This window comes from Leisingera sp. ABM4_101 (assembly GCF_056158725.1).
The window spans coordinates 3,740,358-3,766,269 of record NZ_JBSWTV010000002.1 but is presented as its reverse complement, the minus strand read 5'-3'; the positions used below and the strand labels follow the sequence as shown (position 1 = coordinate 3,766,269).

The following is a 25,912-nucleotide window of genomic DNA, read 5'->3' as shown; positions in this document are numbered from 1 at the left end:
GGCTGTGCGAGGTGTGGGTTTGCCCGGCTCACCAACTCGCAAGTGCGTTGCTTTGGCGCTTTTAACAAGCGTTGACGTGGGTCGGATCGGTGGCCGTAGTATGAGGCGGCGGATCGTTCGTACGTGCCCTCTGCAGGGGGTGTAAACCAAGAAGTTCTTTGCTTCGCGCCGCACCTCTTGAGTGATCAGCGCATCGGGGCGGCCAGTTGTTGCCTGCCGCTTTCTACCCTTAACACGAGCTGCAGAAAGGTAAGTTCTGGGCGCCTTGGTGAGCCTGTATTCAAAGCCGCGCAGCATTGTGTTCCAGGCGCTTTGCACCCTTATTCAGGGATGGAGAGTTCCGAGACCATCTTCGCATTGAGAGGTGCTCGGGTCATGGTTCGCGGGCTCCACTGTAGCGATACAACAGCCAAATGCAGGCAGGGCATGAAAGCGATCGAAGGCCTGATTTTTAACCAAGGCAATGTTTGATCAGGGTAAGTGAGTAAATCGCGGGCTGTGGAAAAATGTAATAATCTAGGGTGAGATTTGTTGATCCACAGGTGCCCCGTTCACGCCGGGGGGTACCATTTTGCAGTTCCAGCATCCGGCCGGTGTTTGCCGTTGGTCCGCTTTGCTGCCGGGCCTGGTATTTCAAGTGGTGCGGGTACGTAAATGAGCCCCGGCAGGGGCTCAGATTTTGTGCTGCAGAGGCAGGCCTGCAGGGGCGTCACGGCCGCGTTTGCCTGCAGGCACTGCCCGGCGCAGCCATCCTCAGTCTGTGGTGCTGGTTGTTGTGGTTGTCGTCGTCGAGGTCGCGTCATCGTCATCTGCCACCAGCACCAGGAACAGGGTTCCCGCGACAACGCCAGCCGTGGCACCCGCGGACAGCCCGGTTTGCGGCAGGCTGTCGGTGGTGGCCTGCGAGACAGCTTCGGCGCCCGGCGCCTGGCAGGTCACCTGCAGGGTGCCGTCTGGCAAATAGCTGGCGGCGACAGGCACCGCAGCACCGCAGGCCAGCCGCCGCTTGGCCTCGTCCAGCGCGGGGTTGCCGGCCTGGGCAAAGGCAGCCTGGCCGGCAAGGGTGAGCGGAATAATCAGGGAAACTGCCTGCAAGATGCTGGTAGGCATGGGAAAACAACCTTATGCTATGGAACAGTTTGAGGGTAGTGAAGCTGCGTCTGGCGGACAATATGCTGCGTATTGCCCGGCGGGGTTCCGGCAGTATGCCGCGCAACTGCCGGATGTCATGAGCGGATTTTGGTTTATTGCGAGGAAAATGTTATGAACGGCACTTTTGTCAAAAGCCTGACCGCATGGGCGTCCTGTCTTGGCCTGGTTGCCGGACCGGGGCTGACGCAAGGCTCGGCACCCCTGGTCTACACGGTTGTGGTACCCGCGGGGGAATTCGGGTCGGCAGCTTTTCTGGCGGAGCTGATGGCCGCCTTGTCCGCAGCCAAGGCCTTTTGCCGTGCCACCGGCAATTCGGCGCTGCAGGTGGATTGCCTGTCCGAACGCCTGGAAGCCACGGCAGGCGGTATCCCCAAGGGAACGGATTATGATGAGGTGCGCAGCGTCCTGCAGGACACGTCTGCCAAGCTCAGGCGCCTGGCCCGGCAAAACAGTGATCCGGGACGCGGCCGGGTCAGCGTTACCAGCTCTGCCGATCCCTCGGTGCGTACCAGCCGCCCGCTGACACCTGTCAGCCCGTCCGCACAGGCGGCAGTCAATCAGCAGGCCGCCCGGATTTTCGAGGAGGCAGCCACTGTTTTGCTGCGCAGCGCCGAGACCGCGCGGGAGCGGCAAAGCCAATACGCGCAGATCGCCGCGGCCATTGATTCAAACAAGGTGCTGCTGCGGTCCTGAGCCGCCGGCCTATTGCTGGATCTGAACTTCCTGGCGCAGCGCACCGGTCTCGCGGTCAAAGATCAGTATGCGGTTGTCCCGGCTGACGACTGCAATCCAGCCGCGCCCCAGTGTCACCGCATCGGCCTCCACCCCCGCAGGCAGGGTGATTTCCGCGGGCAGCGGCGCATCGCCGGACTGCAAGCGGATGACAAGCAGCGAGATAATCACTACAAGCCCGCCAATCATCACCACGGTCAGCGTGGTCACCAGCCGCCGCAGGAACCGGATCTGCGGCGGTTCCACATTGGTTTCGGTCTCGGAAGGATCAGTCATGGGCAGCCGCCGGATTGAGTTTGTCATCGCGGAAAACCCGCCTAAGCGGCTTGATAAAGCGGTTTCGCGCGATGTGCCAGAGGAGGCGTCGCTGTCGCGCACCCGGCTGGCGCGGCTGATCGATGAGGGCGCGCTGATGGTGGACGGCATCGTGGTGCAGGACGCCAAGGCGCGCGTCGCAGAGGGCGCGCAGATCGCCATCGAGGTGGAAGAGGCCGAGGACAGCCATATTGGCCCTGAGGATATTCCGCTGGAAATCGTCTATGAGGACGAGGATCTGATTGTCATCAACAAGCCCGCGGGCATGGTTGTGCATCCGGCGCCGGGTTCGCCCTCGGGCACTTTGGTCAACGCGCTGCTGCACCATTTCGGCGGCAATCTGTCGGGCGTGGGCGGGGTCAAACGCCCCGGCATCGTGCACCGCATCGACAAGGAGACCAGCGGCCTCCTGGTGGTGGCCAAGTCCGACGCCGCCCACCAGGGGCTGGCAGCGCAATTCGAGAAACACACGGTTGAGCGCTACTACCAGGCCGTTTGCTACGGTGTGCCGGACGGCAACGACCCGCGCCTGCGCGGCGTTAAGGGCGCCAGTTTCGAGCCTGGCAATATCCTCAAGCTCACCACCCAGCTGGCCCGCCACAAGGCCGACCGCCAGAAGCAGGCGGTGCTGTTCCAGGGCGGCCGCCATGCGGTGACCCGCGCGCGCATCATTGAAAGCTTTGGCAACCCGCCCTGCGCTGCGCTGATCGAATGCTGGCTGGAGACCGGCCGCACCCACCAGATCCGGGTGCATATGGCCCATGCCGGGCACGGGCTGATCGGCGACCCCACCTATGGCGGCCGCCGCAAGCTGGCCGCCAAGGCGCTGAATGAAGCCGGGCAGGCAGCAGTGCAGGCTTTCCCGCGCCAGGCGCTTCATGCTGCGGTGCTGGGCTTTGACCACCCTGTTAGCGGCGAAGCGCTGCGCTTTGAGGCGCCGCTGCCGCCGGACATGGCGGATCTCCTAACAGCTTTGCGGAACGAAACCGCGCAGTGACGGTGCCGGAACATCCCCGGTAAACTACCAGCAAATCAGCGTGTTCCTGCCTGTGATGCAATTCACAGACGAAATAAGTCGGGCTAAACTAGAAGAATTCCCTGTGTGGTCCTTGAAAAGGATTTGGCGCTAACACATATGCGCTGATGTTAAGTCCTTATACATTTTGGGAGGGACACTTTATATGGCGAATTATGCAAATCTGCCTGCCCCGACACCGGAAGGCGGCCTGAACCGGTATCTCCAGGAAATCCGCAAGTTTCCGCTTTTGGAGCCGGAAGAGGAATACATGCTGGCCAAGCGCTGGGTCGAGGAGCAGGACGCGCAGTCTGCCCACAAGATGGTCACGTCCCATCTGCGGCTCGCGGCCAAGATCGCCATGGGTTACCGCGGCTATGGCCTGCCGCAGGCCGAAGTGATCTCTGAGGCCAACGTCGGCCTGATGCAGGCGGTGAAGCGTTTTGACCCGGAAAAGGGCTTCCGCCTGGCAACTTATGCCATGTGGTGGATCCGCGCCTCGATCCAGGAATATATCCTGCGGTCCTGGTCGCTGGTCAAACTGGGCACCACCTCGGCGCAGAAGAAACTGTTCTTCAACCTGCGTAAAGCCAAAGCCCGCATCGGCGCGCTGGAGGAGGGCGACCTGCGCCCGGAAAACGTCGCGCAGATCGCCAACGACCTTGGCGTGACCGAGGATGAGGTGATCTCGATGAACCGCCGTATGTCCGGCGGCGATGCCTCGCTCAATGCCACCGTCGGATCCGAGGGCGAGGGCACCATGCAATGGCAGGACTGGCTCGAGGATGAAGACGCCGACCAGGCTGGCGACTATGAAGCCCGTGATGAGCTGGAAGCCCGCCGTGAGCTGCTGACTGCTGCGCTGGACGTGCTGAACGACCGCGAGAAGGACATTCTGACCCAGCGCCGCCTGATGGATCAGGCGGTGACGCTGGAAGAGCTCAGCACGCAGTATAATGTCAGCCGCGAACGCATCCGCCAGATCGAAGTGCGGGCGTTTGAAAAGCTGCAGAAGAAAATGCGCGAACTGGCAATGGAAAAAGGCATGCTGACCGGCGCTTGATCCGGCGGCCATGCGAAGGAATGAAAGGCGGTGCTGGGCACCGCCTTTTTTGTCATCTGGCAATGATGCTGGCTTTACGGCAGTGCTTCTGCCGTAATGTTTCGCGCGCGAAACATTGGGACAGCAGTACTGACCTGAAAAAGCTGGCGGATGCTGGCGGGAAACCTGTCTGGCACGGGCCTGGCGAAACGCTGGGTGCGCGGCGGGATAGGGGCTGGCAGAAACGCTGGCACGGTCGTTTTGGCGCGGCTGGCTGAAATCACTCTGGTTGCTGGCGGTGCTAGCTGTCTGGCTGTCCCGAAGGAGAGCTGGAGCGCTGGCTGCTTGCGGCCTGGTGATTCTGGCTTGCTTGCAATTTCTGTATTCTGTTTATGCGGTCTGCGAGTGCGGGTCAATGGAAAATGCAATAAAATCAAATAGTTGATAGATTTACTCGGATATTGCCGCCATGCCGGGCTGGCCAGGGCACCGGCGCGGGATTAAACTCAGGTCTCTGGCACAGGAGGAGGAGCCATGGCAGGCGGCTGGGCGCAGGACGGCGCGGTGAATGAACAGATCGAAGCCTCGATCAACGACGAGCTGGCGCGGATGAAGGCCGTGAGGCGCCCGGTGGGCGAAAGCCTCACCCATTGCGCCGAATGCGAGGAACCCATTCCGGAGAAACGCCGCATTGCTCTTCCCGGCGTCAAGCTCTGCATCGACTGCCAGCAGGAACGCGACGGCGCCCAACAGGCGCGCGGCGGCATCAACCGGCGCGGCTCCAAGGACAGCCAGCTGAAATGACGCAAGCCTCTGCTGCGTCTGAATCGTCTTCCCCGCATCCCCTTTGGCTGCTATATCGGGCGCCGGGCTCACAGGCGATGGCGTCGCTGGAGAGCGGTTTGCTCTCGCCCAAAACCCACGCTCCTGTACGCCGGGACTTTCAATCGGGAGATTGAAGGCCCCGCCTTGTCTCCCAGAAAATGAGGAGGCATCCATGGCCTGGTCGCCGGAAAAAACCGAAGTCAAAAGCTGGAACGAATGGGACACGCTGCGCCATGTGATCGTGGGGCGTGCGGATGATTGCCACATCCCGCCGGAAGAGCCCGCGCTGGATGCCAAGGTGCCGGAAGACAGCGACATGCGCGGCCAGTGGGGCCGCCGCCCGCAGGAAACCATCGACCGCGCCAATGAACTGCTGGACAATTTTGCCGATCAGCTGCGGGGCCGCGGCATCCGTGTCGACCGTCCGGTCTCAATCGACCATGCGCAGCCCGTCACCACGCCGGATTTCCACACCGACAGCCAATTCGGCTGCATGCCGCCACGCGACGTGCTGCTGACTGTCGGCCATGAGATGCTCGAAGCCACCATGTCCTACCGCTGCCGCTGGTTCGAGTACCTGAACTACCGGCCGCTGCTGAAGCAGTACTGGGAGGAAGATCCGAACTTCCGGCACGAGGCAGCCCCCAAGCCACGCCTCACGGATGCGGATTACCACCCGGATTACCTCAGCGACAAGATCGGCGAGGCCAAGCGGCTGGAATGGGCGGCGGAGAAGTTCTTTGTCACCACCGAGGAAGAACCCTTGTTCGACGCCGCCGACGTGCTGCGCTTTGGCAAGGACCTGGTGGTGCAGCATGGTTTCACCACCAACCTCAAAGGCATCGAATGGCTGCGCCGCCACTTCCCGGATCACCGCGTGCACACGGTGAATTTCCCGGGCGACCCGTACCCGATCCACATTGACGCCACCTTCACCCCGCTGCGCCCGGGGCTGATCCTGAACAACCCGCAGCGCCGCCTGCCGGATGAGCAGCGCGAGATGTTCAACAAGAACGGTTGGGACATCGTCGACGCGGCGCAGCCCGCCCACAACACCCCGCCGCCGCTGTGCTATTCCTCGACCTGGCTGTCGATGAATGTGCTGGTTCTGGACCCCAAGACCGTCTGCGTCGAGAAATCCGAGGTCTACCAGGCGGAGCAGATGGACAAGCTGGGTATGGAAGTGGTCGAGGTCGAGCTGCGCGACGCCTATGCCTTTGGCGGCGGCTTGCACTGCTGCACCGCGGATGTTTACCGCGACGGCGACTGCGAGGACTACTTCCCGCATCAGTGAGCCCTCTGAGACCCTCGCGCCGTTTCCCGGCGCGGGAAACGGCTAGGAAAACACGTGTTTTCCTAGCCAGAATTTTCGCAAAATTCCGGCCGCCCGGCGAGAGGCATCCGCAAAATATGTTGCGGGCCGGCAATACCATGCGGATGGATGCCGCCGGTGTCTGCAAATCCGCCCCTGCGGTAGCAGCGGACGGCGCCAAGGTTTTGCATATTGACCGTCAGCACCACCGCGCACCGGCCCGGATATTGCGCAGGCAGGTAGGTTTTCAGAGCGGCCACCGCAGCGGTGGCATAGCCTTTGCCTTGATCCTCGCGATCAATCATGAAGGCACGGAGGCCCAGTTCATCCGCAGCGGCAAAGCTGTATGTCTCATGATACAGCCGGTCGATTTTGAAGAAGCCCACCGCGCGGGAGCCGTCGAGGATGGCATGAAAATCCACGCCCTCCTCATTTTCCTGGAACGCCTGCGCCACGGTGCCGGAGTAGCGAACCTGATCCGGCTCCACCTGGATGCGGGCGACAAGATCAAACTCGCCGCGGGCCACCGGGTGCAGGGCAATTGGCATCAGTCTTCCATCGCTTCCAGCTCGTCGATGAAGCCGGAGATCATGGAAAGACCCTTGTCCCAGAACTTGGGGTCGGTGGCATCGAGGCCGAAGGGGGCCAGCAGTTCCTTGTGGTGCTTGGAGCCGCCTGCCTTGAGCATTTCGAAATACTTGTCCTCAAAGCCTTCGCCGCCCTCGGCATAGACCGAGTAGAGCGCGTTCACCAAGCCATCGCCAAAGGCATAGGCGTAGACGTAGAAGGGCGAATGCACGAAGTGGGGGATATAGGCCCAGAAGGTCTCGTAGCCCTCCATGTACTCGAACGCCTCGCCCAGCAACTCAGCCTGCACCGACATCCAGATGGCGTTGATGTCATCCGGGGTCAGCTCGCCCTCAGACCGGGCGGCGTGCAGTTTGCATTCAAAGTCATAAAAGGCGATCTGGCGCACAACCGTGTTGATCATGTCCTCGACCTTGCCGGCCAGCAGCACCTTGCGCTGCTCCTTGGTCTTGGCGTTGTCGAGCATCTTGCGGAAGGTGAGCATTTCGCCAAAGACAGACGCGGTTTCCGCCAGAGTCAGCGGGGTGGAGGAGAGCATTTCGCCCTGTTCTGCGGCCAGCACCTGGTGGACGCCATGGCCCAGCTCATGCGCCAGTGTCATCACGTCGCGCGGCTTGCCCAGGTAGTTCAGCATCACATAAGGATGCACGTTGGTGACGGTGGGGTGGGCAAAGGCGCCGGGCGCCTTGCCGGGTTTCACGCCGGCGTCAATCCAGCCGTCCGAGAAGAAGGGGGCTGCAATCTCGCCCATGCGGGGATCAAAGGCGTTATAGGCCTCCATCACGGTCTTTTCGGCATCTGCCCAGCTGACGACCGAGGTGTCCTCCAGCGGCAGCGGTGCGTTGCGGTCCCAGACCTGCATCACGTCGAGGCCCAGCCATTTGCGCTTCAGCTCGTAGTAGCGGTGGCTGAGCTTGGGGTAGGCGGCGACCACGGCCTCGCGCAGCGCCTCGACGACCTCGGGCTCCACGTCGTTGGAGAGGTGGCGGCCGGTCTGCGGGCTGGGCATGCCGCGCCAGCGGTCGATGATTTCCTTTTCCTTGGCCTGGGTGTTGTGGACGCGGGCAAAGGTCTTGATGTTCTCAGCAAAGACGCGGGCCAGTTCGCGGGCGGCAGCCTCGCGCTTGCTGCGGTCCTGTTCGGTCAGCAGGTTCAGGGTGCCTTCGATGTTCAGCTCTTCGCCATCAACGGTGAAGGTGAGGCCCGCGATGGTCTCGTCAAACAATTTCTCCCAGGCGTCGCCGACGATGCCGAGGTCATGCATGAACTTTTCCAGCTCGTCCGACAGCTGGTAGGGTTTCATGGCGCGGATGCGGCGGAACACGCTGTCATAACGCGCCAGTTCCGCATTGGCGGCCAGATGCGCGTCCATCACGCTGTCTTCGATCCGGTTCAGTTCCAGCGTGAAGAACACCAGCGGGGTGGTGGCGATGGTGACCTTTTCCTGGCAGTCGGACAGAAAGGCCGCGCGGCCGGCGTCGGTGGTCAGCTGGTAATAGCGCAGCCCCGCAAAGGACATGATGCGGCCGGCGATGTTGTTGATCTTCTCATTGCGCTGCACGCATTCCAGCAGGCCGTCCGCATCCAGATCCGCCAGCTTGCCCTCGTAGTCGGCGGCAAAGGCGGCGCATTCCTCTTGCAGCCAGTCCAGGTCGCGGGCCAGTTCGGGGGCGTCCTCAGACGCATAGAGATCGCTGAGATCCCATTCCGGCAGGTTGCCAAGGCCGCCGGAACCGGCAGTGGCGTTTGCGTCGCGGACGGGGAAGGGAAGCTGGAACATGGGGGCTCCTGTCATGAAAAATGCGTTGACCCAACATCTAAGGGCGGGCTTCAGGGATCACAAGCCGAGGGTCGCGGAACCGGGAGAGAATGACAGATGCAGGTAAGAACGGGGTAAATGCAGCGTACGCCGCAGAGGCAACGGCGGGGTCAGCCGCGGTGCTGCTCGAAAAGGCGGCACATGCTGTTGAAAACGTGCTCCCGGATTTCCGGCGTTTCCATCATCACCTCGTGCTGGCCGCCCTTGATCAGGTCCAGTTCGCCGCCGGGCCAGCGGTTCATGCGATCGTGGATGGCGTCCGTGTTGACGATCTGTTCATCCGAGCCAAGGAAGGTGATGCAGGGCAGGGCGGGCGAGGATTGTTCCGCCAGCCAGGAGCATTCCTGCAGGCTGACGCGCAGCCATTGGATGGTCGGCCCGCCAAGCGCCAGATCGGGCTGCGCCGCCAGCTGCGCGTGCATCATCCGGTACATATCGGCATCGGTGGTCAGAGTGTTGCCCTCAAACGGGGTGATCTGCACGTATTGGTCCAGCGCCGTGGTCGGCAGCAGCAGCCTGTCCAGGTGCAGATAGGGGGCAATACCGCCGAGTAAGCTGGCAAAAGGGCGCAGCAGCGGCGGGATCTGGATGCCCCACATCGGGCCGGTGAAGCAGCAGGCGTTTACCTTCAGCCCTTGCATCACCGCGCGCAGGCCGATGGCGCCGCCCATGGAGTGGCCCACAAGGAACCAGGGTTTGGGAAGCTCCAGCTTTTCTGCCAGCCGGATCAGGGCCTGGACGTCCTTTTGAAAGTCGGTGAAGTCTTCAACATGGCCCAGGCGGCGCTCTGCCAGCATCCGGTCTGCCAAGCCCTGGCCGCGCCAGTCCACAGTGAGGGTGGCAAAGCCGCGGTCTGCGAAATCTGCCGCGGCCAGGCCGTATTTCTCGACATATTCGGTGCGCCCGGGGAACAGCAGGACAGTGCCCTGTGCCGCGCCTTCGGGGCGCCAGTGGCCCGCGCGGATGCGCAGGTCGTCAGAGGCTTGCACCCAATGGGCCTGGCCGCCCGCAGGCCCCTGGGCGATATCCGCGAACAGGGGGGCGGGCTGCAGGTCCATTTGGGCGCCGTCCATTAGGACAAGGCCGACGCAAGTTTCATCGCGGTGCCCATGTCGCCGTCAATGGTCAGCTTGCCCGACATGAAGGCGGCGGTGGGGTTCAGGTCGCCCTCCAGGATCGACTGGAACGTATCGGCGTCCGCAGTCATGGTCACATCGGCGTCTTCGTCGCTGACCCGCGCGCCGCTGCTGTCCAGCACGATGGCGCCCAGGCCCTCAATCTCGAATTTGGCGGACGCGTCAAAGGCGCCTGCGTCCAGTTTTTCGTTCAGGGCTTCTGCCGCCTGTGCAAGGGTATCGCTCATATCGGTCCTCAATCTGCTTTGCGCGCTTCATAGCACAAACCTGTGAAGCATTTGCATCCAATACTGGAAAATGCCGCGCGCGGGATTACACTGGGGGCATCATGCTGGCAATTCACTCAAAGCTCAAAGCTATCGTGGCGGCAACGGCGGTCACAGTCACGTATTCCCTGCCTGCGCAGGTTTCCGCGCAAGCGCTGACTGCTGATGTGCTGCTGCAGGACCTGGCGCAAGCGGCGCCGGCGGAGGCTGCGGCAATAGACCGCGAGTTGCAGGCGCTGTGGGCCAAGAGCGGTTCGCCTGCCATGGATTTGCTGCTGCGGCGGGGGCGTGACGCGATGGAACGGGGCGACCTGCAGGAGGCGGTGGAGCACCTGACCGCGCTGACCGATCACGCGCCGGATTTCGCCCGCGGCTGGTACACACGCGCGCGGGTCTATTTCGAGATCGGGCTTTATGGCCCGTCGGTTGCGGATCTGGAGCGGTCACTGGCGCTCAATCCGCAGGACTACAACGCGATCTATGCGCTGGGCGTGGTGTTTGAGCAGTTCCGACAGCCGGAACATGCGTATAAGGCCTACCAGCGTGCCAAGGCTATACATCCGCACCACGAGGAAGTAAGCAGCGCCCTCGAACGTCTGAAATCCTCGGTCGAGGGCAGGGAACTGTAAGCCCCGTTGGGGCGCGGGGGCTGAAATCATGGCAAGCGCATCGCGGATCGTGGCCGTCCTGGGCCCGACCAATACCGGCAAAACCCATTATGCAATTGAACGGATGCTGGGCTACCGCACCGGTGTCATGGGCTTTCCGCTGCGGCTTTTAGCGCGGGAGGTCTATGACAAGGTGGTGGCGGCCCGCGGGCCGTCCGTTGTGGCGCTGGTCACCGGTGAGGAGCGCATCGTGCCGCCGCGGGCGCAGTACTGGATCTGCACGGTTGAAGCGATGCCGGAGGGCATGGGCTGCGACTTCCTGGCCATCGACGAGATCCAGCTTTGCGCCGATCCGGAGCGCGGCCATGTGTTCACTGACCGGCTGCTACGCGCCCGTGGCACCCATGAGACGCTGTTCCTGGGAGCAGACACCATGCGCGGTCCGATTTCAGCGCTGGTACCGGGTGTTGAATTCGTGCGCCGCGAACGGATGTCCGATTTAGCGTATGCAGGTTCGAAAAAGATAAGCAGGATGCCGCCGCGCACGGCAATCGTCGGATTTTCTGTTGATAATGTCTATGCGATTGCTGAGCTGATCCGCCGCCAGAAGGGCGGGGCGGCAGTGGTGATGGGGGCGCTGAGCCCACGGACACGCAATGCTCAGGTGGCGCTCTACCAGAATGGCGAGGTCGATTACCTGGTGGCCACCGATGCCATAGGTATGGGGCTCAACCTCGACATCGACCATGTGGCGTTTTCCTCCACCACCAAGTTCGACGGCCGCCGGATGCGCGAACTGGCGCCCAATGAACTGGCGCAGATTGCAGGCCGCGCAGGCCGGGGGATGAGCCACGGCACCTTTGGCGTCACCGGCGACGCCAGGCCGCTGGACGAGGGCACCGCCTCGGCAATCATGAACCACCAGTTCACGCCGCTGAAGAAGCTGAACTGGCGATCGGCTAACCTGCAGTTCGGCACCGTTGAAGCGCTGATCAACTCGCTCGAATCAAGCCCCTCGAACGAGAACCTGATCAAGGCGCGCGAAGCGGATGACCTTGGCGCGCTGAAGATGCTGTCGCGGGAATCCGCCGTCATCTCGCGCACCACCAACGCGCAATCGGTGAAACTGTTGTGGGATGTCTGCCGGATACCCGATTTCCGCGGTATTTCCCATGCCGAGCACGCCTCGCTTCTGGGGGTGATTTTCGAGCATCTGCACGGCGGCGGGGTGGTGCCGGACGATTGGATGGCTCGCCAGATAAAGCGGATTGACCGCACTGACGGAAACATCGACACATTGTCCAAACGTCTGGCATTTATCCGGACGTGGACATATGTCGCGCAGCGGAATGGCTGGCTGCGTGACGAAAGCCATTGGCGCGGGGAGACGCGCGCTGTAGAAGACAGGTTGTCGGATGCTCTGCATGAGCGGCTGACTCAGCGATTTGTGGACCGGCGCACGTCTGTGCTGTTGCGGCGGCTCAAACAGAAGGAGGCCCTTTTGGCCGAAGTGAATGACAAGGGTGAAGTGACGGTCGAAGGCGAATTCGTCGGCCGTCTGGAGGGGTTCCGGTTCAGCCCGGACAAAGCTGCGCAAGGCACTGAGGCAAAAGCCCTCAAGGCGGCCTCGCTGCAGGCTTTGGCGCCGCAATTCCATCTGCGTGCGGACCGGTTCTATAACGCGCCCGATACCGAGATCGATTTTACCGAACAGGGCGGCCTGATGTGGGGCGAGCATGCGGTGGGCAAGCTGGTTGCCGGCGCCGATGCGCTGAACCCGCAGATCGAGGTGTTTGTAGATGAGGCCGCAGGCCCGGATGTGGCCCAGAAGGTCGAGCGCCGCCTGCTGCATTTCATCACCCGCAAGATCAACGCGCTGTTCGAACCGCTGTTGAACCTGCAGAAGGATGAGGAACTGACCGGCCTCGCGCGCGGTTTTGCTTTCCGCATGGTCGAGAACCTCGGCGTGCTGCCGCGCGCAGGCGTGATGCAGGAGGTCAAGGATCTGGATCAGGACGCCCGCGGCGCGCTGCGCAAGCATGGCATCCGCTTCGGCCAGTTCACCATTTTCATGCCGCTCTTGCTGAAGCCCGCGCCGACCCGTCTGCGCCTGGTGCTGTGGTCGCTGGCGAACGGCCTGCAGGACTTCCCCGAGGCGCCGCCGCCGGGCCTGGTCACCGTTCCGTCGGTCAAGGACGCGCCTGAGGGCTATGACACCATGTCCGGCTACCGCGCCGCGGGCGAGCGGATGATCCGCATCGACATGCTGGAGCGCCTGGCCGATATGCTGCGTTCTGAGGACAGCCGCGGTGGTTTTGAAGCCAAGGCGGATATGCTGTCGATCACTGGCATGACGCTGGAGCAGTTCGCGGACCTGATGCAGGGTCTGGGCTATAAGGCCGAGAAAGGCGAGCGCGAGAAGGTGAAGCCGGTGGCGGCTGAGCCGGAAGCGAAGCCTGCTGAAGCGGCTGTAGAAGAACCTGCGGCAATAGAGGCTGCGGCTGAAGCGCCCGCGGCGGAAGCTGCAGAGGCGCCGGCAGAGGTTCCTGCTGAAGACGTGGCTGCCGAAGCACCGGCGACCGAAGCCGAAGCGGCACCTGCGGAAGCGGCAGCAGAAGCCAAATCTGAAGCCCCTGCTGATGCGGAACCGGAAATGGAAGTGTTCTTCACTTTCACCTGGGGTGGCAACCGCGGCGGACGCCAGGGCGGTGGCCAGCGCCAGCAGAACCGCCGGCCGCAGGGCGACGGTAAGCCTGGCGGCAAAGGCAAGCCGCGCGGCGCCAAAGGCGGCGACCGCGAGGGCGGCCGGGGCAAGCCGGGCCGCAAGGGCGGAGCGCGCCAGGATCAGGGGGCCAAGACCTATTCCGCGCGCCCTGCCAGGAAGGAAAAGCAGATCGACCCGGACAATCCCTTTGCAGCTGCGCTGATGGGGCTGAAACAGGGCGACTGACCCGGCCATGACTGAGGGGGCGCCCAAGATCCGCATTGACAAGTGGCTATGGCATGCGCGGTTCTTCAAGACCCGCAGCCTGGCCGCGAAGCAGGTCAGTGCGGGCCATGTGCGCCTCAATGGCAGCAAGGCGCTGAAACCGGCTCAGAACGTCACCCCTGGTGATGTTCTGACCTTTGCTCAAGGCAATGTGATCCGCGTGGTGCGGGTTGAAGCCATAGGCGAACGCCGCGGACCGGCCCCTGAGGCGCAGGCGCTGTACTTTGATATGACCGAAAAACAGGAAAAAATTCCTGCCAATCCGAAGTTCGAGGGAAAAGGCCGTCCGGACAAAAAAGCCCGCAGGGCGCTTGATCTTACCCGCAAGCCCGAGGGCTTTTGACGCCTTGAAGTGCAGCCGCGTCTGGATTAGCTAGGCGCAAACGGAAAACGGGACTCGGTACAATGACCTATGTCGTGACGGAAAACTGCATTGCCTGCAAATACACCGACTGTGTCGAGGTATGCCCGGTGGATTGCTTCTATGAGGGTGAAAACACCCTGGTGATCCATCCCGACGAATGCATTGACTGCGGCGTTTGCGAACCGGAATGCCCCGCTGACGCGATCCGCCCGGACACTGAGCCGGATATGGACAAATGGGTTGAGTTCAACCGCAAATACGCTGAGCTGTGGCCGGTGATCGTGTCCAAGAAAGACCCGATGCCGGGTTACGAGGAACGCGACGGCGAAGAGGGCAAGATGGAGAAGTATTTCTCTGAGGCGCCTGGCGAAGGCGGCTGATTCTCTGCCGCACGCCGCGATGCCGCAATTGTGCGGAGAATCGCCGCATTATCACGGGATTTTACGAACCCGTGCCAGCAGGCCGCCTTTCGGGCGGCCCTTTTTTATGGTATGCTTGAAGCACAAAAGACATAAACAATCGGAGTCCGCCCCCGGCGCACGCCTGCAGCGTTGCGCATTTTGGGCGGTATTTCTGCGGAGAAGATGTCCTGGGGGCTGGTCACGATGAACTGACCGGATCCGGGAGTTTTGTTCGCCAAAATGCCGGTGCCGCCCGGCTGTGAGTGAGGAAAAACCTGTATGACCAAGTCGAAGAAGCTCGAATTCCGCCCCAATGATTACGTGGTCTACCCGGCGCATGGCGTTGGCCAGATCATCTCGATCGAGGAGCAGGAAGTGGCCGGCTTTGCGCTGGAGCTTTTCGTGATCACCTTTGAAAAGGACAAGATGACCCTGCGGGTGCCGACCAACAAGGCCACCGAAGTGGGCATGCGTTCGCTCAGCTCGCCGGACGTGATCGCCCAAGCGATGAAAACGCTCAAGGGCAAGGCCAAGGTGAAGCGCGCCATGTGGTCGCGCCGCGCGCAGGAGTATGAGCAGAAGATCAACTCCGGCGACCTGATCTCAATCGCTGAAGTGGTGCGCGACCTCCACCGCACCGATGATCAGCGCGAGCAGAGCTACTCCGAGCGCCAGTTGTACGAGGCGGCGCTGGAGCGGCTGACCCGCGAAGTGGCTGCCGTGTCCGGCAATGACGAGATCGCAGCCGCCAAGCAGGTGGACGAGGTGCTGACCTCCCGCGCTGCCTGATCCGGCGCTCCGCTTTAAAGTAAAGGCCGTGCCCGCCGGGCGCGGCCTTTTTCGTTGTGAGTGAGCCAGGGTCAGGCGCAGATTGCAAGCAGCGCCAAAAGGCCCGCGATCTCTGCCACTTGCTGCGAGGCGCCTAGAATGTCGCCAGTCTGGCCGCCGATCTTGACCTTGGCCAGAAGGCCCAGTCCAGCCACGGCCATGGCCATGGCCAGGGCCATGCCAAGGGCCGCGGCGCCAAGCACAGGCAGTGACAGGCCAATGGCCAGTAGGGCGGCCAGCAAGCAGGGCAGAACGCGGGGGCGGCCTACGGTTTGGGACAATCCGGCACTTCGTGCATTGGGCAGCGACGCCATCAAGGCAGGCATCACCGCGCGGCTCAGCATGGCCAGTGGCGGCAGGATCCAGGGCCCGGCGGTCGCGAAAAGTGCAGCCAGGGCGCTCCAGCGCAGGCCGAAGCCGAGGATCAGCGCGATTACCCCATAGGCGCCAATATGGCTGTCCTTCATGATCTCCAGCCGCTGTTCGCGGGTGAAGCCGCCCCAGAGCCCGTCGGCGGTATCGGCCAGCCCGTCCTCGTGCATGGCGCCGGTCAGCATCACCTGCGCCGCCAGCGCCAGCCCTGCGGCCACGATGGCCGGAAGGCCGGCCGCCAGTGCCAGCGCCGCAAGAAGCGCCGCGGGCAGGCCCACCACAAGCCCGGCTAGCGGAAACGCCCAGACAGCCCTGGCCTGACGCTGAAAGGCGTCAGGGGGGAGGTGCGGCAGCGGCAGCCGGGTCAGCAGCACCAGTGCCAGCGTCATGTCTTTAGCTTGAATGTCGTTTTTTCGCATCTGCGGGCCTATTGGAGGGCTTGCGGCGTTGCGGCCAGCGGGTAAACAGTCTGCAACCGCTTTATCCGCGTCACCCACTCAGATGCAACGAGGCAATGCCATGCTGCCACAGCTTTCCTCCCTTGATGATTTCCGCGCCGCGCTTGCTGGCGCTCCTGCGCAGGACCAGGCCGCACTGGATGGTGCCGCCGCGCGCAATACGCAGCTGACTAAGCCGCCGGGAGCACTGGGCCGGCTGGAGGACCTGGCGATCTGGTACGGTGGCTGGCGCCGCAGCGACCGGCCGGAGATCACCGCACCGCAAGTGATCGTCTTTGCCGGCAATCACGGGGTGATGGCGCAGGGGGTCTCGGCCTTTCCGGCAGAAGTGACGGCCCAGATGGTGGTCAACTTTGAGCATGGCGGCGCGGCGATCAACCAGCTGGCCCGGCTGGCTGGTGCCCGCATGGATGTGCATGCGCTGGAGCTGGACCGCCCCACTGCCGATTTTACCCAAGCGCCTGCCATGAGTGCGGACGAACTGCTGACGGCGCTTCAGGCTGGCTGGTCGGCAGTGGACCCCAGTGCCGATTTGCTGGTGGTAGGCGAAATGGGCATTGGCAACACCACCCCTGCGGCGGCGCTGGCCTGTGCGCTGTTTGGCGGCGAAGCCGCAGACTGGACCGGACGCGGCACCGGTGTGGATGATGCCGGCCTTGCAAACAAAACCCGCGTGGTGGCCGAAGGCGTTGCCCTGCACAAGGAGGTAATCCGGGACGGCCTGGACGCGCTGGCTTGCCTGGGCGGGCGCGAGATTGCCGCCATGGCCGGCGCCATCGCCGCAGCGCGGATCCTGCATATTCCGGTCATCCTGGACGGTTTCATCTGCTGCGCTGCCGCAGCCTGCCTGGCGAAGACTGCAGATGGCGCGCTGGACCACGCAGTGGCGGGTCATCAAAGCGCGGAGGGCGCCCATCCGGCGCTGCTGGCGAAGCTGGGCAAGCAGCCGCTGCTGTCGTTGGGCTTGCGGCTGGGAGAGGCCTCTGGCGCGGCGCTGGCGATCCAGGTGCTAAAAGGCGCCATCGCCTGCCACAGCGGCATGGCCACCTTTGCCGAGGCAGGGGTTTCAGACAGCTGAACCTGGCGGCTGTTCTCCGGATCGAATTCTAGGCCCCGGCACTGCGCCGGGGCTGTTTCATTCGGCGGCCTCGGAGGATTTCTTGCGCTTGCGTTCGGCCATGTCAAAAATCGCGCTTTCGATGGCTTTCTCCAGCTCCCGCGCCCGTTCGATATAGGCGGGGTTCTGGCTGGCGGGCACGCCGGGGATCCAGTGCTGGGCCAGATCGCGCAGGTTGGCCCGGTCATGGGCATAGAAGGTTTGCGCGGCCTGCGCAGCCTCATATTCGCTGAGGCCCACGTTCTCCAGCACGTAGCGGCCGGCGCGGACCGAACTGTCGAACATTTCGCGCACGATGTCGTCGGCGCCGGCCTGGTACAGCTCATAGACGTGGTTGCGGTCCTTGGCGCGGGCGATGATGTGCAGATCGGGGTAGGAGCGGCGCACATATTTGACCATCTTGACCACGCCCTCCGGGTCATCCAGCGCCACCACAAAGACCTTGGCCTTGGCGATGCCCGCGGCCTTCAGAAGTTCCGGCCGGGTCGGGTCGCCCAGAAAGCTTTTGACCCCGAAGCGGCGCATCAGCTGCACCGCCTCCATATCGTGGTCCAGCACCACGGTCTTAAACCCGCTGGCCTGCACCAGCCGGTTGACGATCTGGCCAAACCGGCCGATGCCGGCGATGATTACCGGGCCTTCTTCGTCGATTTCATCCGGCTCGTGGGCCTGCAGAGGTTCTCCCATGCGCTTTGACAGGAAGTCATAAAGGATGAATAGCAGCGGGGTGATCAGCATCGACAGGGCGATTACCAGCAGCAGCTTTTCCGACAGGGCCGGCGGGATGACGTTCAGCTGGGTCGAAAACGCCAGCAGCACAAACCCGAACTCGCCGGCCTGGGCAAGGCTAAGGGTGAAAAGCCACAGCCGGCGGCGGCGCAGGCCAAAAGCGTGGCCAACCGCAAACAGCACTGCGCCCTTGGCAAAGATCACCAGCAAGGCCAGGCCGATCAGGTCGCCGGGGTCGGCCAGGAACTGGCGGTAGTTGATACCTGCGCCGACGGTGATGAAGAACAGGCCCAGCAGCAGCCCCTTAAAGGGGTTGAGGTCGCTTTCCATCTCGTGGCGGAATTCAGAGTTGGCCAGCACCACCCCCGCCAGAAAGGCGCCAAGCGCCGGCGACAGGCCCACCAGGGTCATAAGGAAGGAGATGCCGACAACAATCATCAGCGCCAGGGCGGTGTACATTTCACGCAGGTTGGAAGCGTGGATGAAACGGAACAGCGGCCTGGTCAGATAGATGCCTGCCAGGATGATAAAGGCAATCGCGGCCAGCGTGACCAGCGCCACTGCCCAGCCGGGCAGCCCGTCGACCAAAGACAGCGAGTGGTGGCCGCCGCCATGCCCGCCTGCGCCCTCCCGGTTGATGGAGCCGTCGGAGGCGAATTGCGGAATGGCATAGGTGCCCAGCAGCGGCAGGAAGGCCAGGATCGGAATGACCGCAATATCCTGGGTCAGCAGCACCGAGAAGGCAGAGCGCCCGCCGCCGGTTTGCATCAATCCTTTTTCCGACAATGTCTGCAAAACAATTGCGGTGGAAGACAGCGACAGCGCCAGCCCGACCGCAAGGCTGACGTGCCAGGGCTGGCCCGCGGCCATGGCCGCCGCCATCAGAACAACGGTGGAAGCGGCAACCTGCATGCCGCCAAGTCCGATCAGCTTGTCCCGCATCGCCCAAAGCGCGCGCGGCTCCAGCTCCAGCCCAATCAGGAACAGCATCATCACCACGCCGAATTCGGCGAAATGGCGCAGATCTTCGGTTTCGGCGCCGGTAAGGCCCAGGACCGGGCCAATGGCGATGCCTGCAGCCAGATAGCCCAGCACAGAACCCAGCCCCAGCCGGGCTGCCAGGGGAACGGCGATGACGGCGGCACCCAGGTAAATGGTTGCCTGATAAAAAAACTCTTCCATATAGAAGGTATCGCAAGCAGGCCGGGGCCTTGGCAATCATTTTGGCAGCGAAAGGCTGAGGCGCTGGCAATCCGGCGCCTGCCGGGACCGCTGCGGGCGGTCTTAGTGCTCCAGAATGCGGATTTCTTCGCTTAGCTTGCCAATACGGTCCAGCCGCCGGGAGATCCGCTCCTGAAAACCGCCCAGCTGGTCGATGATGTCGGCCAGGGTTTCACCGGAATCAGTCAGCCGGGCACTTTCAATCTTGAGCAGGACACGGGTGGAGCTGAGGCCCAGGAAGTGGCGGTGCATAACTTGGCAAGCGCTGGTGATGCGCACGGCTTCCTCATCGACCTCTTTCATGCCGTCCTCCGAGCGTTTGACCTGCGCCTTGACCAGGTCGCCCAGAATCTTGCGCTCGGCCTCCATATCGACATTGCCCAGGTCGCGGCGCTCCTTTTGCAGCTGGTTGTCGCATTCGATCAGGATGCGCGCCATGCCTTCGACAAACAGGCTGTTGTTCACCGAAGATTTGATCTTAGCGAAATTGCTGTTCTTTCCCATCACATGAGCGGCGAACCAGTCCGACATTTCGCGCGACATCGAGCCATAGTTTTGTGACAGAACGGTCACCGGGCCACCCGAGGGTTCGATCCGCGACGCCAGCACACGCAGGTTATGCGGGATGGTATGCATCGCGTCGAAGTCGGTAATCAGCCCTTCGGTTTCCTCTACCAAGGTCTCCGCGTCCCGCAGCATGCTGGTCAGCTCCTGGACGCGGGCGTGCGGCTGCTGGCCCAGCCCGTGATCGCGGGCAATCAGCTCCTGGCTCAGCGCGTGGGCGGCGAATTGGTGGTAATCTTCATACCCCTGGCTGTTCAGCCAATCGAGGAGATACTGCGCGCTGTCCGCGGGATTGACGCCTTCGTCCTTTTCCCGCTTCAGCATCTTGGCGTAGAGGCTGCGCACCTGGTCAAACAGTTCGCTGCTGGGCTTGATACGGGCGGACAGATACCCGTCCTGGCAGGGCACCACCACCGCAAACACCCAGTAGTACAGCCCGTCCTTGGACTTGTTCTTGACGTATGCCCCCATCGATTCGCCGCGCTGGATGGTGTCCCAGAACAGCGAAAACACGCCCTTGGGCATATCCGGATGGCGGATTACTTTGTGCGGGGCGCCGATCAGCTCTTCCCAAGGATAGGCGCCGACGCGGCGGAAGACATAGTTGCCGGCCTGGATCACACCCCGGCTGTCGGTTCTGGAGAAGAAAACTTCATTGAGGGCGAACGGGGCCTCGCCGCTGGTGGGGCGCGTTTCGACGCGGCGGTCAACAAAAGACACGGCACATTCCACTTTGGGTTACAGTAGTCGTTACTGCATCTTTACGCCGAAATCCTTCCCAGCTGGTTAAGTCGGCAGCGGTGCATCGCGTTTTAATTGTGCCATTACGATCTGGCTTTGGACCCTGGAGACGGCGGGATGCGGCAGTAAAATGCCGTGAATGAGCGTATTCAGCGCCTCCAGGTCGGCGCAGTAGACACGCAGCAGGTAATCGGCCTCGCCGGTCATCGTCCAGGCGGAGGTGATTTCCGGCTGGCTGGCCACCAGGCGGGCGAATCCCTTGGATTGCTCCGGCCCGTGGCTGCCCAAATGCACTTGCACGAAGCCCTGGACCGCCAGCCCCAGTTTTGCTGGGTCCAGCCGTGCCGAATAGCCTTGGATATAACCGTCGGCCTCCAGCTTTTGGCGTCGCCGTCCCGCTTGGCTGGGCGAGAGATTGAGCATTTCACCCAGTTGCTGTGCGGTCAGATGCGCGTCTTTCTGCAACGCTGCCAGAAGTTTCATGTCTGTTGTGTCTAGCATGCGGAAAATCTCCATACTTTTAACTATTCTCGCGGAAATTGCGCACGGATCAAGGTGTGGGTGCGAAACAATGCGGAAAACAAGCATGCGATATGCGGTACTCTTGATGCAAGAATTCACTTGTTTCCCCATGATCTCAAGGAGATGCGCAATGGGCCCGTTCCCGCATAATGCCCCGAAATCCGAAATCACGACTGAAAACCCCGCAGGCACCGATGGCTTTGAATTCGTTGAATTTGCCAGCCCCGAGCCGGAAGAGTTGCGGGAGCTGTTTACCCGCATGGGCTATGAATTGGTGGGGCACCGCAAGGACCAGCCGCTGGTGGAGTTGTGGCAGCAGGGCGATGTGACCTATATCCTGAACGCCGACCCTGAGAGCTTTGCCGCCAAGTTCGTGGAAGAGCACGGCCCCTGTGCCCCGGCGATGGGCTGGCGTGTGGCGGATGCGCAAAAGGCATTGGATCATGCGGTTGCCAAGGGCGCAGAGGCCTATGATGGGCCGGGCAAGGTGATGGATGTTCCTGCGATCAAAGGCATTGGCGGGTCGCTGATCTACTTCATCGATCAGTACTACGACACCTCACCCTACAACGGCGAATTCGAGTGGTTGAAGCAGTCCAAGCCGCGCGGCGACGGGTTCTATTATCTGGATCACCTGACCCACAATGTCTACAAGGGCAACATGGACAAGTGGTTCAGGTTCTACGAGGAGCTGTTCAACTTCAAGGAGATCCGTTTCTTCGATATCCAAGGCAAGTACACCGGCCTGTTCAGCCGCGCGCTGACTTCGCCCTGCGGCCGCATCCGGATCCCGATCAACGAGGATCGGGGCGAGACCGGTCAGATCGTGTCCTATCTGAAAAAATACAACGGCGAAGGTATCCAGCACATCGCAGTCGGCACCGAGGACATCTATGCCAGCACCGACGCGATTGCCGGCAAGGGCCTGAAGTTCATGCCAGGCCCGAATGACACCTATTATGAGCTGTCCAAGAAACGGGTGCACGGCCATGAGGAGCCGCTGGACCGCATGAAGAAACACGGTATCCTGATCGACGGCGAGGGTGTGGTGGACGGCGGCGAAACCCGCATCCTGCTGCAGATCTTCTCCAAAACCGTGATTGGGCCGATCTTCTTCGAGTTCATCCAGCGCAAGGGCGATGACGGCTTTGGCGAAGGGAACTTCAAGGCGCTGTTTGAATCGATCGAGCGCGAGCAGATTGAAAACGGCGAGATACAGGCCGCAGAATAGTCTGTCAGGAAAGCAGGCTAAGCCGGGTTTGCCTCGCAGGCCCGGCTTTTCTTCGGGCTGGTCTTAGCCCTTGGGCATGGTCAGAGTGCGGTTGCGGCCGCCTTTCTGGTATTGCAGCTGGCTTTCGCCGATGGCGATCACCCGGCCGCCGTCAATGCGGTCGCCGACTTGCACCTTCTTGTACCGGCCGGAGGGCAGGCGGACCAGGGCGCGGCGGTCGGTGGCAGTGCCATAAACGCCGATCAGGTTCAGCTTGCGCAGGTTGATGGCGTTATTGACCGTGGCGCGGCGGGCAACAGAAGCTGCTGTTGGAATGCGCGGTGCGGCGGCCGCTGCGGCGGCAGGCACCGCGGCGGCGGTTTGCACCTGATTCTGGGAATTGCGGCGGGCGCGGTCGACGAGATTGGCGAAGTTGGCGGGCCGGCCGCGGGGCTGCACCGATGCGGCAACGGCCAGTTCCGTTACCGGCAGCTGTTCCTCTTCGGCGGGTTTCAGGCTCGCAGGCCGTTTGCGCGGCCGCAAGGAGGCCAGCTCTGCCCGGCTGAGGCCGCCAAGCTGTGCCCGCTCCACCTGTTCCTCCAGATCTGCAGGCCGCGGCTTCGGCCGTTTGCGCGACAAGACTTGGTTGCGCGCGACTTCCTCGGCCAGGGCCTCGGCCGCCGGGTCGCTGCGGTCAGGTGCGGGCGGCGGCACCACCTTGGGGCGGCCCTTGAAAATCATGATGCCATCGGGGTTGAGCGTGCCATCAGGGCTCGCCTTGACCAGGCCGCGCCCGTCCAGATCAAACGCTTTCCCGGCGGCGGCGGGGGAGGCGACAGGGGCAAGTTCCAGATCGTTGGAAAAGCCGTTCGGCTGCGGCAGCGCCACGGCATCGGGGGCTGATCCGGTCCGGTCGATGGAAGCGGTGTAAAGTTCGTCCAGCCCGGCGCCAGCGGGGAACTGCCCCAGATCCGGTGCAACCGTCCAGACGCCGGTGGCTGCATAGCGCGCAGCCTGGGCCAGCGGGTCCAGCGGCTCCTCCGCCGCGGTGTTCTGCGGCGGGCTGATATTGCCGGGCTGCAATGTTTCCGGTTCCAGGAAGGCCGTGTCAGTGCCTTCCTCCGGCAAGTCCACACCGTCTGCGGCGGCTTCATCCGCGACAGACGGGTGCAGATTAGCGGCGCCGGTCCCGGCCAGTTCCGGGTTGCCTTCCTCAAAACTCTCAGCTGCATCCGCGCCGGTGTCTGCTGCTCCGGCATCAGGCTGTTCTGCCAGCACGCTGACCTGCGGGGCAATCGGTTGCGGATCGGCCTCTTCGCTGGGGTGTTCCAGCGCAGCCGGCGTGTCATTCGGGCCAGAGTTTTGCGCCGTGCCGCCGTCTGCTGCGTTAACTTCAGGGGCGGGGGCCAGACGTTGATCCGGTTCCGGGCTGGAGGTCAGGAAAGCTTCTTCGCCCAGCACGGCCCAGACAGCCGCAGCGGCCAGGAACAGCAGCAAGACTGCGGTCAGGATCAGCCCCAGATGCCGCGGCTTGCCTTTGGTTACGGTCTTGTTTTCTTGTGCCTCTGCTGCAGGCTTTGCCTGGACCGCGCCGGGCGCTTCTGATGCGGTTTCCCGCAGGGCGGCTGGTGCAGGGGGAATTGACGGGCGGGGCGCAGCAAGCGTTGCCGTGTCCAGAACCAAGGCCGGCTGTGCCGCGCCCAGCGGTTTGGCTGCGGCCGTCTCTGCGCCGCGCTTGGGGGCGGCAACAAGCGGTGCAGGAGACGCGGTGCTTTTGTCATCTTCGGCGGTTTCAGCGGGTGCAGTGGCGGTATTGGCGGCCGGCGGAGCGGGCGGCAGGCTCGAGGGTTTTGCAGATGGCGCCGCGGGGCCTGTCTGAGGCGCATCAGCCAGGGGCTGGTCCTGTCCGGCGGGGGCAGGCTTGGAAACAGCGTCGGGGCCAGCCTGTGCCGCCGCCACTGCAGGAGCGGCAGGTTCTGGCTGCTCTGCCTGGTCTGCATGATCCGGCAGAGGGTCGTCCAACACTGCAGCGTTTAAAGTGCTGTCTTCGTCCTTGGCTGGATCATCTGCCGCCTCCGCCGCGTCTGCAGCGGCATCTTCACTGGCAGTTGCTGGTTCTTTGGCAGAAACCGGAAGGTCCAGCGGCCCTGCCACCGCAACAGCTTCGCTGTCCGGTTCCACCTCAGTGCCGCGGATCGCCCGCGTGGTGCCAAAGAACGGCTCACCCAGAAACCCGCTGCCATCCGGAACCGCAACGAAGCTGACCGGTCCGAACCCGTGTTCAACGGCAAATGTCTCTGCCTCGTCCAGTGTTTCCAGTGCCACGGCCGCGACATGGGTGATGCTGCCATCGGCTGAGATGTCAAAGGCCAGCTCATCCACGGAATAAGGGGTCGCCCCAACCAGCGCCTGCCGGGCAGTGTCAATTCGGGCATCAGCCGGAAGATCACCGGTCTCGACGGTCAAATAGCGGATCTGGTCGTTGGGCAGGATAAGTTTGGAAAAGACGCCTTCCGGTTCAAGCCGCAGCGCTGCCTCGCGCATTTCCGCCAGCGCGGCGGGCAGGTCGCCGGCATCGAATGGCGTGAGGGCAACGCTGCGCCAGCCGTCGCCGGCGCGATAGATCAACTCAATACCATCAGAGGAAAGCGAAAGTGCAAATGCCGGTTTCATGCTTTGGGTCAAACCCTCAAAATCCATACTGCCCGGGGCCGCTTGGCGCGCCCGGTGTTTTGCCGCGGACCTTAAAGCAGAAACCTGCCGGGTTAAAGGAAAAGACCGCTGCGGGGGCTTGCGGGCGGCAGTTCGCCGCCCCCATCTAGAGGGCATTCCAAAAGGAGCTATTGAGCATGAAAGCAAAGAAACTTCTGGCAGCGGCGCTGATGCTGTCGGTGAGCACTGCGGCAATGGCGGCGGACGAGGCACAGGCGTTGCGGCAGATCACCGTGAACGGTGAGAGCATGGCGCAGGTGGCGCCTGAGCTGGCAACCATCACCCTCGGTGTGACCGAAGAGGCGGAAGAAGCCGCCGCTGCAATGGCCGCGGTCTCGGACTCGATGGCGGCGGTGATTGCACGCCTCAAGGACGCGGGCATTGCTTCGGCGGATATGCAGACCCGGCAGATTGCCATGCATCCTGTCTGGTCGCAGGACCGCTCTTATGACAGCGGCGGCCGCCGCGAGATCACCGGTTTCCAGGCCTCCAGCACGCTGATGCTGCGGGTGCGCGAACTGGACCGGCTTGGTCCGGTGCTGGATTCGGTGCTCGGCGCCGGTGCCAATCAGTTCCAGGGCCTGAGCTTTGGTGTGGAAAATCCGGAGGCGGTGACTGACAGGATTCGCGGCGAGGCGGTCAAGGACGCCATCCGTAAAGCCCAGCAGCTGGCTGAAGCCGCGGGGATGAAGCTGGGGCCGGTGCGGACGATCAGTGAGCATGGCAACGGCGGCGGCCGCCCGATGATGGCGATGGAAATGGCCCGCAGCGATGCGATGCCCATTGAGGCGGGTGAGCTGACCTTTACCCACACCGTGTCGGTTGTCTTTGACATGATGGCGCCGGGCGGCGAATAGGCCCGGCGGAAATGGAA

General features: G+C 62.7%; 24 protein-coding genes. 13 read left to right on the top strand and 11 right to left on the bottom strand.

All coding sequences use genetic code 11. The features are described from left to right. Positions 1-753 precede the first annotated feature (753 nt). Entirely contained in the window at positions 754-1,110 is a 357-nt protein-coding gene (locus ACXAEK_RS19525) for a hypothetical protein (RefSeq protein ID WP_475044453.1), read from the bottom strand. A gap of 153 nt (positions 1,111-1,263) precedes the next feature. On the opposite strand from ACXAEK_RS19525, the gene ACXAEK_RS19520 reads away from it, so the two are divergent. Then, on the top strand, positions 1,264-1,845 hold the full coding sequence (locus ACXAEK_RS19520) for a hypothetical protein (RefSeq protein WP_475044452.1): 582 nt from the start codon (positions 1,264-1,266) through the stop codon (positions 1,843-1,845). A 9-nt stretch (positions 1,846-1,854) separates the two neighbouring features. Here ACXAEK_RS19520 and ACXAEK_RS19515 read toward each other — a convergent pair whose 3' ends face one another. After that, entirely contained in the window at positions 1,855-2,160 is a 306-nt protein-coding gene (locus ACXAEK_RS19515) for a DUF6476 family protein (protein ID WP_475044451.1), read from the bottom strand. Between ACXAEK_RS19515 and ACXAEK_RS19510 the strand changes: the two genes are divergently transcribed. The 4 genes from ACXAEK_RS19510 (at position 2,159) to ACXAEK_RS19495 (ending at position 6,375) form a co-directional block, all read left to right on the top strand. Continuing rightward, the gene (locus ACXAEK_RS19510; protein ID WP_475044450.1) at positions 2,159-3,196 is read left to right on the top strand and encodes an RluA family pseudouridine synthase; all 1,038 of its coding nucleotides are present in this window, start codon (positions 2,159-2,161) and stop codon (positions 3,194-3,196) included. The genes ACXAEK_RS19515 and ACXAEK_RS19510 overlap by 2 nt on opposite strands. 184 nt (positions 3,197-3,380) lie before the next feature. Beyond that, positions 3,381-4,277 carry an RNA polymerase sigma factor RpoH gene (rpoH, locus tag ACXAEK_RS19505; RefSeq protein WP_475044448.1) on the top strand — a complete coding sequence of 299 codons (897 nt, stop codon included), beginning with the start codon at positions 3,381-3,383 and terminating at the stop codon, positions 4,275-4,277. 513 nt (positions 4,278-4,790) lie between these two features. Next, positions 4,791-5,060: a DksA/TraR family C4-type zinc finger protein gene (locus tag ACXAEK_RS19500; protein WP_475044446.1), complete on the top strand. Its 270-nt coding sequence runs from the start codon at positions 4,791-4,793 to the stop codon at positions 5,058-5,060. Positions 5,061-5,253: 193 nt separating this feature from the next. Next, the gene (locus ACXAEK_RS19495) at positions 5,254-6,375 is read left to right on the top strand and encodes a serine/threonine protein kinase (RefSeq protein ID WP_475044444.1); all 1,122 of its coding nucleotides are present in this window, start codon (positions 5,254-5,256) and stop codon (positions 6,373-6,375) included. A gap of 62 nt (positions 6,376-6,437) precedes the next feature. Here ACXAEK_RS19495 and ACXAEK_RS19490 read toward each other — a convergent pair whose 3' ends face one another. The 4 genes from ACXAEK_RS19490 to ACXAEK_RS19475 all read right to left on the bottom strand — a co-directional run bounded on the left by ACXAEK_RS19490 (position 6,438) and on the right by ACXAEK_RS19475 (position 10,163). Beyond that, on the bottom strand, positions 6,438-6,941 hold the full coding sequence (locus ACXAEK_RS19490; protein WP_475044443.1) for a GNAT family N-acetyltransferase: 504 nt from the start codon (positions 6,939-6,941) through the stop codon (positions 6,438-6,440). Next, positions 6,941-8,761 carry a M3 family oligoendopeptidase gene (locus ACXAEK_RS19485; RefSeq protein WP_475044441.1) on the bottom strand — a complete coding sequence of 607 codons (1,821 nt, stop codon included), beginning with the start codon at positions 8,759-8,761 and terminating at the stop codon, positions 6,941-6,943. The genes ACXAEK_RS19490 and ACXAEK_RS19485 overlap by 1 nt, the downstream gene beginning before the upstream one ends. A gap of 149 nt (positions 8,762-8,910) precedes the next feature. Next, the gene (locus ACXAEK_RS19480) at positions 8,911-9,873 is read right to left on the bottom strand and encodes an alpha/beta fold hydrolase (RefSeq protein ID WP_475044439.1); all 963 of its coding nucleotides are present in this window, start codon (positions 9,871-9,873) and stop codon (positions 8,911-8,913) included. Next, positions 9,873-10,163, bottom strand: a complete 291-nt coding sequence (locus tag ACXAEK_RS19475) for an SCP2 sterol-binding domain-containing protein (protein ID WP_475044438.1) — start codon at positions 10,161-10,163, stop codon at positions 9,873-9,875. Before ACXAEK_RS19475 ends, ACXAEK_RS19480 begins: the two co-directional genes overlap by 1 nt. A gap of 101 nt (positions 10,164-10,264) precedes the next feature. Here ACXAEK_RS19475 and ACXAEK_RS19470 point away from each other — a divergent pair, with 101 nt between their 5' ends. The 5 genes from ACXAEK_RS19470 to ACXAEK_RS19450 all read left to right on the top strand — a co-directional run bounded on the left by ACXAEK_RS19470 (position 10,265) and on the right by ACXAEK_RS19450 (position 15,353). Further along, positions 10,265-10,831 carry a tetratricopeptide repeat protein gene (locus ACXAEK_RS19470; RefSeq protein ID WP_475044436.1) on the top strand — a complete coding sequence of 189 codons (567 nt, stop codon included), beginning with the start codon at positions 10,265-10,267 and terminating at the stop codon, positions 10,829-10,831. 28 nt (positions 10,832-10,859) lie between these two features. Then, positions 10,860-13,760, top strand: coding sequence for a helicase-related protein (locus ACXAEK_RS19465; protein WP_475044434.1), 2,901 nt, complete (start codon positions 10,860-10,862; stop codon positions 13,758-13,760). Positions 13,761-13,767: 7 nt separating this feature from the next. Then, positions 13,768-14,142, top strand: a complete 375-nt coding sequence (locus ACXAEK_RS19460) for an RNA-binding S4 domain-containing protein (protein ID WP_475044432.1) — start codon at positions 13,768-13,770, stop codon at positions 14,140-14,142. A 62-nt stretch (positions 14,143-14,204) separates the two neighbouring features. Continuing rightward, positions 14,205-14,543, top strand: coding sequence for a ferredoxin FdxA (fdxA, locus tag ACXAEK_RS19455; RefSeq protein ID WP_019294695.1), 339 nt, complete (start codon positions 14,205-14,207; stop codon positions 14,541-14,543). 300 nt (positions 14,544-14,843) lie between these two features. Further along, positions 14,844-15,353 carry a CarD family transcriptional regulator gene (locus ACXAEK_RS19450; protein WP_019294694.1) on the top strand — a complete coding sequence of 170 codons (510 nt, stop codon included), beginning with the start codon at positions 14,844-14,846 and terminating at the stop codon, positions 15,351-15,353. A gap of 71 nt (positions 15,354-15,424) precedes the next feature. Here ACXAEK_RS19450 and ACXAEK_RS19445 read toward each other — a convergent pair whose 3' ends face one another. Then, positions 15,425-16,183, bottom strand: a complete 759-nt coding sequence (locus tag ACXAEK_RS19445; RefSeq protein WP_475044430.1) for an adenosylcobinamide-GDP ribazoletransferase — start codon at positions 16,181-16,183, stop codon at positions 15,425-15,427. Between the two features lie 100 nt (positions 16,184-16,283). Here ACXAEK_RS19445 and cobT point away from each other — a divergent pair, with 100 nt between their 5' ends. Continuing rightward, on the top strand, positions 16,284-17,300 hold the full coding sequence (cobT, locus tag ACXAEK_RS19440; protein ID WP_475044429.1) for a nicotinate-nucleotide--dimethylbenzimidazole phosphoribosyltransferase: 1,017 nt from the start codon (positions 16,284-16,286) through the stop codon (positions 17,298-17,300). A gap of 57 nt (positions 17,301-17,357) precedes the next feature. Here cobT and ACXAEK_RS19435 read toward each other — a convergent pair whose 3' ends face one another. The 3 genes from ACXAEK_RS19435 to ACXAEK_RS19425 form a co-directional block, all read right to left on the bottom strand. After that, complete coding sequence (locus tag ACXAEK_RS19435; RefSeq protein WP_475044427.1) at positions 17,358-19,250, bottom strand: cation:proton antiporter domain-containing protein; 1,893 nt, start codon at positions 19,248-19,250, stop codon at positions 17,358-17,360. 102 nt (positions 19,251-19,352) lie between these two features. After that, entirely contained in the window at positions 19,353-20,573 is a 1,221-nt protein-coding gene (locus ACXAEK_RS19430) for a PAS domain-containing protein (protein WP_475044425.1), read from the bottom strand. 66 nt (positions 20,574-20,639) lie between these two features. Then, complete coding sequence (locus tag ACXAEK_RS19425; RefSeq protein WP_475044423.1) at positions 20,640-21,095, bottom strand: Lrp/AsnC family transcriptional regulator; 456 nt, start codon at positions 21,093-21,095, stop codon at positions 20,640-20,642. Between the two features lie 151 nt (positions 21,096-21,246). Between ACXAEK_RS19425 and hppD the strand changes: the two genes are divergently transcribed. After that, positions 21,247-22,347, top strand: coding sequence for a 4-hydroxyphenylpyruvate dioxygenase (hppD, locus tag ACXAEK_RS19420; protein ID WP_475044422.1), 1,101 nt, complete (start codon positions 21,247-21,249; stop codon positions 22,345-22,347). 63 nt (positions 22,348-22,410) lie between these two features. On the opposite strand, the gene ACXAEK_RS19415 is transcribed toward hppD, so the two are convergent. Next, the gene (locus ACXAEK_RS19415) at positions 22,411-24,999 is read right to left on the bottom strand and encodes a hypothetical protein (protein WP_475044421.1); all 2,589 of its coding nucleotides are present in this window, start codon (positions 24,997-24,999) and stop codon (positions 22,411-22,413) included. Between the two features lie 176 nt (positions 25,000-25,175). On the opposite strand from ACXAEK_RS19415, the gene ACXAEK_RS19410 reads away from it, so the two are divergent. Then, positions 25,176-25,895: an SIMPL domain-containing protein gene (locus ACXAEK_RS19410; RefSeq protein ID WP_475044420.1), complete on the top strand. Its 720-nt coding sequence runs from the start codon at positions 25,176-25,178 to the stop codon at positions 25,893-25,895. Positions 25,896-25,912: the final 17 nt, after the last annotated feature.

Excerpts from the sequence above, each read along its gene's own strand:
- ACXAEK_RS19525 (WP_475044453.1), bottom strand. The coding sequence starts at position 1,110 with ATGCCTACCAGCATCTTGCAGGCAGTTTCCCTGATTATTCCGCTCACC.
- ACXAEK_RS19520 (WP_475044452.1), top strand. The coding sequence starts at position 1,264 with ATGAACGGCACTTTTGTCAAAAGCCTGACCGCATGGGCGTCCTGTCTT.
- ACXAEK_RS19510 (WP_475044450.1), top strand. The coding sequence starts at position 2,159 with ATGGGCAGCCGCCGGATTGAGTTTGTCATCGCGGAAAACCCGCCTAAG.
- ACXAEK_RS19515 (WP_475044451.1), bottom strand. The coding sequence starts at position 2,160 with ATGACTGATCCTTCCGAGACCGAAACCAATGTGGAACCGCCGCAGATC.
- rpoH (WP_475044448.1), top strand. The coding sequence starts at position 3,381 with ATGGCGAATTATGCAAATCTGCCTGCCCCGACACCGGAAGGCGGCCTG.
- ACXAEK_RS19500 (WP_475044446.1), top strand. The coding sequence starts at position 4,791 with ATGGCAGGCGGCTGGGCGCAGGACGGCGCGGTGAATGAACAGATCGAA.
- ACXAEK_RS19495 (WP_475044444.1), top strand. The coding sequence starts at position 5,254 with ATGGCCTGGTCGCCGGAAAAAACCGAAGTCAAAAGCTGGAACGAATGG.
- ACXAEK_RS19490 (WP_475044443.1), bottom strand. The coding sequence starts at position 6,941 with ATGCCAATTGCCCTGCACCCGGTGGCCCGCGGCGAGTTTGATCTTGTC.
- ACXAEK_RS19485 (WP_475044441.1), bottom strand. The coding sequence starts at position 8,761 with ATGTTCCAGCTTCCCTTCCCCGTCCGCGACGCAAACGCCACTGCCGGT.
- ACXAEK_RS19480 (WP_475044439.1), bottom strand. The coding sequence starts at position 9,873 with ATGGACGGCGCCCAAATGGACCTGCAGCCCGCCCCCCTGTTCGCGGAT.
- ACXAEK_RS19475 (WP_475044438.1), bottom strand. The coding sequence starts at position 10,163 with ATGAGCGATACCCTTGCACAGGCGGCAGAAGCCCTGAACGAAAAACTG.
- ACXAEK_RS19470 (WP_475044436.1), top strand. The coding sequence starts at position 10,265 with ATGCTGGCAATTCACTCAAAGCTCAAAGCTATCGTGGCGGCAACGGCG.
- ACXAEK_RS19465 (WP_475044434.1), top strand. The coding sequence starts at position 10,860 with ATGGCAAGCGCATCGCGGATCGTGGCCGTCCTGGGCCCGACCAATACC.
- ACXAEK_RS19460 (WP_475044432.1), top strand. The coding sequence starts at position 13,768 with ATGACTGAGGGGGCGCCCAAGATCCGCATTGACAAGTGGCTATGGCAT.
- fdxA (WP_019294695.1), top strand. The coding sequence starts at position 14,205 with ATGACCTATGTCGTGACGGAAAACTGCATTGCCTGCAAATACACCGAC.
- ACXAEK_RS19450 (WP_019294694.1), top strand. The coding sequence starts at position 14,844 with ATGACCAAGTCGAAGAAGCTCGAATTCCGCCCCAATGATTACGTGGTC.
- ACXAEK_RS19445 (WP_475044430.1), bottom strand. The coding sequence starts at position 16,183 with ATGCGAAAAAACGACATTCAAGCTAAAGACATGACGCTGGCACTGGTG.
- cobT (WP_475044429.1), top strand. The coding sequence starts at position 16,284 with ATGCTGCCACAGCTTTCCTCCCTTGATGATTTCCGCGCCGCGCTTGCT.
- ACXAEK_RS19435 (WP_475044427.1), bottom strand. The coding sequence starts at position 19,250 with ATGGAAGAGTTTTTTTATCAGGCAACCATTTACCTGGGTGCCGCCGTC.
- ACXAEK_RS19425 (WP_475044423.1), bottom strand. The coding sequence starts at position 21,095 with ATGCTAGACACAACAGACATGAAACTTCTGGCAGCGTTGCAGAAAGAC.
- hppD (WP_475044422.1), top strand. The coding sequence starts at position 21,247 with ATGGGCCCGTTCCCGCATAATGCCCCGAAATCCGAAATCACGACTGAA.
- ACXAEK_RS19415 (WP_475044421.1), bottom strand. The coding sequence starts at position 24,999 with ATGAAACCGGCATTTGCACTTTCGCTTTCCTCTGATGGTATTGAGTTG.
- ACXAEK_RS19410 (WP_475044420.1), top strand. The coding sequence starts at position 25,176 with ATGAAAGCAAAGAAACTTCTGGCAGCGGCGCTGATGCTGTCGGTGAGC.